At 71.9% G+C, this 2915-nt stretch carries 3 protein-coding genes; 2 read left to right on the top strand and 1 reads right to left on the bottom strand.

Translation table 11 applies throughout. The features are described 5' to 3' along the window. The coding region (gene mptB, locus G6027_RS07270; protein ID WP_182636592.1) for a polyprenol phosphomannose-dependent alpha 1,6 mannosyltransferase MptB at nucleotides 1-1442 on the top strand (1442 nt) is incomplete at its 5' end. Here mptB and G6027_RS07265 read toward each other — a convergent pair. Further along, the gene (locus tag G6027_RS07265; RefSeq protein ID WP_179525049.1) at nucleotides 1411-1779 is read right to left on the bottom strand and encodes an Rv2175c family DNA-binding protein; all 369 of its coding nucleotides are present in this window, start codon (nucleotides 1777-1779) and stop codon (nucleotides 1411-1413) included. The genes mptB and G6027_RS07265 overlap by 32 nt on opposite strands. 101 nt (nucleotides 1780-1880) lie before the next feature. On the opposite strand from G6027_RS07265, the gene G6027_RS07260 reads away from it, so the two are divergent. Next, a partial coding sequence (locus G6027_RS07260) for a protein kinase (protein ID WP_241726897.1) occupies nucleotides 1881-2915 on the top strand: 1035 nt, incomplete at its 3' end.

Below are 2915 nucleotides of genomic sequence, written 5' to 3'. Positions count from 1 at the left end.
GCCCCTCGGGCCCCGCCCTGTACCGCGGGACGCTCGGGTCCGTCCTGCTGACCCTCGGTGGCTTCGGTGCCGGCGCCCTGCCGGTGGACGGCGGCCCCGCCGTCGCCGTGGGGCTGCTCGGGTTCACCTTCGGCCACGGTGAGGTCCTGGCCCTGGCGCTGTGCTGGATCGGGGTCGGGCTGCTGTTCTCGGCATGGCTGGCACTGGGTCCCCGGGCGCTGTCGGGTCGACTCCCCACGCGGGACGCGGTCTGGGCCACCGCGTTGTGGGCACTTCCGTCACTTCCCGCGGTGCCGATGTTCAGCCGCGACGCCTGGTCGTACCTCGCCCAGGGTGCGATGACCGCCGCGGGCGTCGATCCCTACGAGTTCGGCCCCGAGGCCAACCCGGGCCCCTTCACGGACGAGGTCAGCCCCGACTGGCGGTCGACCGCGACGCCGTACGGCCCGCTCCACCTGCTCCTCATGAGGATCGTGGTGGCCCTGTCCGGCGGGCACCCGGCGGTGGGGATCGTCATCCTGCGCGTGGTGGTGTTGGTCGCGCTGGCCGGACTGACCGTCCTGTTGGTGATGGCGGCCCGCCGGACCGGGGTGGACGCTGGTGCGGCCGTCTGGCTGGCGTGCGCGTCACCGCTGTCGGTGATTCACCTGGCGGGCGGGCTGCACAACGAGGTCTTCCCCCTCGTCGCCTGTCTCGGGGCGGTCGTTCTCACCCTCGACGGGCGTAGGGCCTGGGCGGGCGCGGCGATAGGGATCGCGGTGGCGTTCAAGGCGACAGCGGTGATCGTCGCCCCGTTCCTCCTGTGGATCGCGCTGTCCCGACGCCGCGGGGACCCTACTGTCACCAGGCCGGTGGTCCGCGCCCTCGGGGACACGGCTCTCGCCGCCGCGGTCGCGCTGGCCGTCCTCGGTCTGGCCACCCTCGCCTCCGGTACCGGGATCGGGTGGTTCAACGCGATCGCCGTGTCCGACAGGGTGATCAATTACCTCAGCGCACCGACAGCGGCAGCACATCTGGTCCACGCGTTCACCGACTCCCCCGGGTTCGAGGACGTGCTCGCGGTGTCCCGGCAGGTCGGGCGGGTGGCCCTCGCCGTGGTGCTGGTGGCGGTGTGGTGGCTTCATCGACGGGACCGGATGACGGCGCTCCGCGGCATCATGCTGGCGTTGCTGGCCTTCGTCGTGCTCAACTCGCTCGCCTGGCCCTGGTACTACGTCTGGGTGGCCGCGTTCTGGGTGCTGGCGAGACCGGGACCACGAGCCACCGCTGCCGCGGTCGGGATGACCGTGTTCCTGGTCATGGCGATCGGGCCGAACGGATCGACCAGCCTCTACAGCCCTGTGCTCTCCGGGATCGCGGTGCTCGCCTCCCTGGCGGTGGCCTGGTGGTGGAGGCGGGCCACCAGCGGGGTCAGAACGCCATCGCCTGAGCGCGCCGGATGACCTCCCGGGCCCGGTGCCCGTGAAGCGCGTCCGCGGGACGACCCGGCAGACTGTCGTCCTCGGTGAAGAGCCACCGCAGGATCTCCTCGTCCCGGTAACCGCCGTCACGCAGAACCGAGACGAGCCCGGGCAGGAATCGGGCCACCTCGTCGTCATCGTCCAGGAAGACCGCGGGGACCACCACCACGCCGGCACGTCGGACGGCGATCAACCCCCCCTCGCGGAGGAGGTCGTGCACACGGGTGACGGGGATCCCCAGTCGCCTGGACACCTCGGGCAGATTGATCGTCTCGACGTCCCCGGGCAGGACGTCATCACAGTGCGGAACGGTACTCACGGCCACCACGTTAGTCGCAGCGGGGCTCGGCGGTCACCACTGCGGGGCGCACCACCCGGTTGCATACCGAGATCGGGACGCCGACGGGCAGAATGGACTCCATGACCACTCACGACGGGCAGCTACCAGGGCCGGGCACCGTGCTCGACGGGCGCTACCGGCTCGACGCCGTGATCGCCCGCGGCGGGATGTCGATCGTCCATCTGGCCACCGACGAGCGGTTGGACCGCCATGTCGCCGTCAAGCTGTTGGACCCCGCCCTCGCCGGCGATCGCGCCTTCGTCGACCGGTTCACCCTCGAGGCGCGCTCGGCCGCGCGGCTCTCCGACCCCGGCATCGTCCAGGTCTTCGACCAGGGGGTCGAGGGGGACACCGCCTTCCTCGTGATGGAGCTGGTCCCGGGCGGCACACTGCGCGAACTACTGGACGAGCGCGGCCCCATGCCCCCGTACGCCGCCGCCGCCGTACTCCGTCCCCTCCTCGGCGCACTCCGCGAGGCCCACGAGGCCGGGCTGGTCCACCGCGACATCAAGCCCGAGAACGTCCTCATCTCCACAACCGGGGCGGTCAAGCTCGCCGACTTCGGTCTCGTCCGTGCGGTGGCCGAGTCCAGGGCGACCTCGCGGAGCGTGGTGATGGGCACCGCCGCCTACCTGTCCCCCGAACAGATCTCCGGCGCCGACACCGACGGGCGTTCCGACCTCTATTCCCTGGGGGTCCTCGCGTACGAGATGCTCACCGGGGAGCCGCCCTTCAACGGGGACAACTCGATCGCCGTGGCCTACCGGCGCCTGGACACCGACGTCCCGGCGCCGTCGGACCAGTCGGACTCGGTGGCCGAGGACCTCGACCACCTGATCCTCCGGGCTACCCGCCGCAGCCCCGAGGACCGCTACCCCGACGCCGGGGAGATGATCGACGACCTGGACCGGGCCGCCGAGATCGGGCGCTTCCCCACCTACGTCGTTCCGGCGCCGAGCCAGTCCTCGTGGTCCCGGGCACGCGCCGCCGCCGCGCGATCAGCACCCGGGGGCGACTCGGAGTTCGACGCCGCCGACCGCGAGAGCGGTGAAGCGCTGAACCACGGGAACGGCCCCGTCCCGACGCGCGTGCAGACCCGGGCAGGCCTCGAACCG

It is taken from the genome of Dietzia sp. SLG310A2-38A2 (assembly GCF_014145095.1).
In the GTDB taxonomy this organism is placed as follows: Bacteria; Actinomycetota; Actinomycetes; order Mycobacteriales; family Mycobacteriaceae; genus Dietzia.
This window is presented reverse-complemented; position numbering and strand designations above follow the sequence as displayed.